At 70.9% G+C, this 4,106-nt stretch carries 4 protein-coding genes; 2 read left to right on the top strand and 2 right to left on the bottom strand.

Translation table 11 applies throughout. From position 1 onward, the window contains the following. Window positions 1-602: 602 nt before the first annotated feature. Entirely contained in the window at window positions 603-1,427 is an 825-nt protein-coding gene (locus CCN72_RS26610) for a purine-nucleoside phosphorylase (protein ID WP_037656122.1), read from the bottom strand. A 151-nt stretch (window positions 1,428-1,578) separates the two neighbouring features. Beyond that, a complete protein-coding gene (locus tag CCN72_RS26605; RefSeq protein ID WP_037656124.1) occupies window positions 1,579-2,016 on the bottom strand; it encodes a gamma-glutamylcyclotransferase family protein in 438 nt (145 codons plus the stop codon). A 218-nt stretch (window positions 2,017-2,234) separates the two neighbouring features. On the opposite strand from CCN72_RS26605, the gene CCN72_RS26600 reads away from it, so the two are divergent. Together CCN72_RS26600 and CCN72_RS26595 are read left to right on the top strand one after the other, a co-directional pair. After that, on the top strand, window positions 2,235-3,683 hold the full coding sequence (locus CCN72_RS26600; protein WP_037656125.1) for an NAD(P)H-quinone dehydrogenase: 1,449 nt from the start codon (window positions 2,235-2,237) through the stop codon (window positions 3,681-3,683). A gap of 177 nt (window positions 3,684-3,860) precedes the next feature. After that, window positions 3,861-4,106 (top strand): DeoR family transcriptional regulator (locus CCN72_RS26595; RefSeq protein WP_143664208.1); only part of this gene is annotated, 246 nt, incomplete at its 3' end.

Here is a 4,106-nt window from a genome sequence, read left to right as displayed (position 1 = left end):
GGGAACCTGACCGGGCACCGGAAGCCCCCCGTGCTCCCGGTGCCCGGTCAGGTTCCCCGGCGTCCAGGTCCCCGGCGTTCGGATCGTCCGATGCCCAGGCTCCTGGCGCCCGGGTCACCCGTTGCCAGCCCCGGCGCCCGGTCAGGTTCCCTGGCGTCCAGGCTGCCCGATGCCCAGGCTCCTGGCATCCAGGTCACCCGGTGCCCGGCCCCCGGCGTTCAGATCGCCCGGCGTCCAGCCCCCGGCGTTCGGATCGCCCGACGCCCGGGCTCCTGACGCCCAGGTCACCTGATGCCAGGTCCTGGTGTCCGGGTCGCCAGACACCCAGGCCCTCGGCGTCCAGGTCACCTGACGCTCAGGCCCTGGCATCCAGGCCACCCGATGCTCAGGCCCCTGGCGTCCAGGCCCCCCGGCGTCCCGGTCACCCGGCACCCAGGCTCCCCGCATCCAGATCACCCGACGCCCAGGCCCCGACGCCCAGGTCGGCCGGTGCCCGGGCCACCCGTTGTCCAGGTGGCCCGGTGTCCAGGTCCCGTGCCCAGGTCACCCGGTGTCCGAGTCGCCGCGCGCCCAAGTCGCCCCGTGTTCAGCAGGTCGCCTGACTACAGCTTGCGCAGGACCTGTGCCAGCAGGGTTCCCATGCGGGTGGCGGAGTCGCGGCCGGCCTGGAGGACTTCCTCGTGGTTCAGGGGCTCGCCGGTCATGCCCGCGGCGAGGTTGGTGACCAGGGAGATGCCCAGGACCTCGGCACCGGCCTCGCGCGCGGCGATGGCCTCCAGGACCGTGGACATGCCGACCAGGTCCGCGCCGATGACGCGGGCCATGCGGATCTCGGCCGGGGTCTCGTAGTGCGGGCCGGGGAACTGCGCGTAGACACCCTCCTCAAGGGTGGGGTCCACCTCCTTGCACAGGGCGCGCAGCCGCGGCGAGTACAGGTCGGTCAGGTCGACGAAGTTCGCGCCCACGATCGGCGAGGTCGCCGTGAGGTTGATGTGGTCGCTGATCAGCACCGGCTGGCCGGGGCGCATGCCCTCGCGCAGACCGCCGCAGCCGTTGGTGAGCACGATGGTCTTGCAGCCGGCGGCGACGGCCGTACGGACGCCGTGCGAGACGGCGGCGACGCCACGGCCCTCGTAATAGTGGGTACGGCCCAGGAAGACGAGGGCGCGCTTGTCACCGAAGGAGTACGAGCGGATCTTGCCGCCGTGACCCTCGACGGCCGGCGGCGGGAAGCCGGGCAGCTCGGTGACCTGGAACTCCGCGTCGGGAGCGCCGAGGGCGTCGACGGCCGGAGCCCAGCCGGAGCCCATCACGAGGGCGACGTCGTGGGTCTCGGCGCCGGTCAGTGCGCGCAGGCGCGCGGCGGCGGCGTCGGCGGCGGCGTACGGGTCGCCCTGGATGTCGTCCGGAAGAAGAGATGCGTTCACGTGGACGAGGGTAGCCGCTTCTCGCCTACGCGCGTAGATGACAGACCTCACGGGATTGGGATCGTTGTCTTGTCGTTTCCGACGATGGATTACCGCGGGTAATTCGTACGTGTGACGGGTGTGCGCTGGTCGTGCGCTGGTCGTGCGCCGGTCAGCAGGGGCGCTTGCGCAGTTCCATCACATAGTCGTGGGGCGCTCCGGCGGACTCCACGGCGTCGGCGATCTCGCCCAGGTAGCGGGCCGAGGGCAGGCCGCCCTCGTAGTCGTTGAGGACGTAGGTCCAGGCCGACTTCTCACCGTCCAGGGTGTGCACACGGACGCGCATACGGCGGTACGTGCCGAGGTCCACGCCGTCCCAGCGGTCGAGGGACTCCTCGTCCATGGGCGCGATGTCGTACAGGCCGACGAACACCTGGGCCAGCGGCTCCTCGACGATCGTCGCCAGCGCGCCCTCCCAGCCGAACTGCTCGCCGCCGAAGGTCAGCCGCCAGTCGTTCAGCCAGCCGGTGGCGCGCAACGGGGAGTGCGGGGCGCGGCGGGACATCAGCCGGGCGTCGAGGTTGCCGGCGTAGGCGGCATAGAGCGACATGGGGGAGAGAGTACGGCAGCGCTCCGCCCCCCCTTACGCGCCCCGAGAGCGAGCCCCCGGGGCGCCCCTGAGGCGCCGGGCCGGGGCTCACCGGGTCTCCCGGTGGCTCTCCGCCGGGGCGGCGACCAGCGGGACGAACCAGTCGTGCAGGGTGCCGCGGCGCACTTCGGGACGGTCCCGCCGCCCCCGGGCAGTGGCATCTTGAAGCGTGCGGGACAATGGGGTACGTGACTCGGATCGTGATCATCGGTGGCGGACCTGGCGGATATGAAGCGGCGCTGGTGGCCGCTCAGCTCGGCGCGGAGGTGACCGTCGTCGACTGCGACGGCCTGGGCGGCGCGTCGGTACTGACCGACTGCGTGCCGTCCAAGACCCTCATCGCCACGGCCGAGGTGATGACGACCTTCGACTCGTCATACGAAGAGCTCGGCATCATCGTCGCCGACGACACCCCGCCCCTGGAGCGGGCTGCCCGCGTCGTCGGGGTGGACCTGGGCAAGGTCAACCGACGGGTCAAGCGGCTCGCGCTGGCGCAGTCGCACGACATCACCGCCTCCGTGACGCGCGCCGGCGCGCGGGTCATGCGCGGGCGCGGCCGTCTTGAGGGCATGCAGGCGCTCGACGGGTCGAGGAAGGTCGTCGTCACCGCCGCCGACGGCACCGAGGAGACCCTCACCGCCGACGCCGTCCTCATCGCCACCGGCGGTCACCCGCGCGAGCTGCCCGACGCCCAGCCCGACGGCGAGCGCATCCTCAACTGGACTCAGGTCTACGACCTCAACGAGCTGCCGGAAGAGTTGATCGTGGTCGGCTCCGGTGTGACCGGTGCCGAGTTCGCCGGCGCGTACCAGGCCCTCGGTTCCAAGGTCACCCTCGTGTCCTCCCGCGACCGGGTGCTGCCCGGCGAGGACCCGGACGCCGCCGCCGTCCTGGAGGACGTCTTCCGCCGCCGCGGCATGAACGTCATGGCCCGTTCCCGCGCGCAGTCCGCCAAGCGCGTCGGCGACCGGGTCGAGGTCACGCTCGCCGACGGCCGCGTCATCACCGGCACGCACTGCCTGATGGCCGTCGGCGCCATCCCGAACAGCGCGGGCCTCGGTCTGGAGGAGGCCGGCGTCAAGCTGCGCGACTCCGGGCACATCTGGACCGACAAGGTCTCCCGCACCACCGCGCCCGGCGTGTACGCCGCCGGTGACGTGACCGGTGTCTTCGCGCTCGCGTCCGTCGCCGCCATGCAGGGCCGGATCGCGATGTACCACTTCCTGGGCGACGCGGTGGCCCCGCTGAACCTGAAGACCGTCTCCTCCAACGTCTTCACCGACCCCGAGATCGCCACCGTCGGCTACTCGCAGGCGGACGTGGACGCGGGCAAGATCGACGCCAAGGTCGTCAAGCTGCCGCTGCTGCGCAACCCGCGCGCCAAGATGCAGGGCATCCGGGACGGCTTCGTGAAGATCTTCTGCCGGCCGGGCACGGGCATCGTCGTCGGCGGTGTGGTCGTCGCGCCGCGCGCCTCGGAGCTCATCCACCCCATCTCGATCGCCGTCGACAACAATCTGACGGTCGAACAGATCGCGAACGCCTTCACGGTGTACCCCTCTCTTTCGGGGTCGATCGCGGAGGTCGCGCGGCAGCTGCACAACCGCAAGGCGAGTGCCGAGGGCTGATGACCTGCGGCAACTCCTCGCTGGTCGCGGGGAGTTGCCGTACGTGCGGCTGGCATAGTCGGGAGGGATAGGTCCGGGGAAGGTCCTATACCACTTCGGGTTCCGCCATGCGAACAACTTCTGTTAATCGGCGCAAACTGCTGAAAGCAGACGGTCGCTGGGGTTACTGTCAGTTTCGTGTTCGCTGCTGAACGTCGCCAATTGATCCTCGAAATGGTGCGAGCGAACGGTGCCGTGTCGCTCCGTGAGCTCGCCCGCGTCGTCCAGACCTCCGAAGTGACCGTACGGCGGGACGTGCGGGCACTGGAGGCGGAAGGACTCCTCGACCGCCGGCACGGCGGTGCCGTACTGCCGGGTGGGTTCACCCGGGAGTCCGGCTTCCCGCAGAAGTCGCATCTCGCGACCGCCGAGAAGACGGCGATC

The sequence above is a fragment of the Streptomyces murinus genome (assembly GCF_002154555.1).
GTDB classification, from domain to species: domain Bacteria; phylum Actinomycetota; class Actinomycetes; order Streptomycetales; family Streptomycetaceae; genus Streptomyces; species Streptomyces murinus.
Note: the sequence above shows the minus strand (reverse complement) of the source record. Positions and strands in the feature narration are given on the sequence as shown.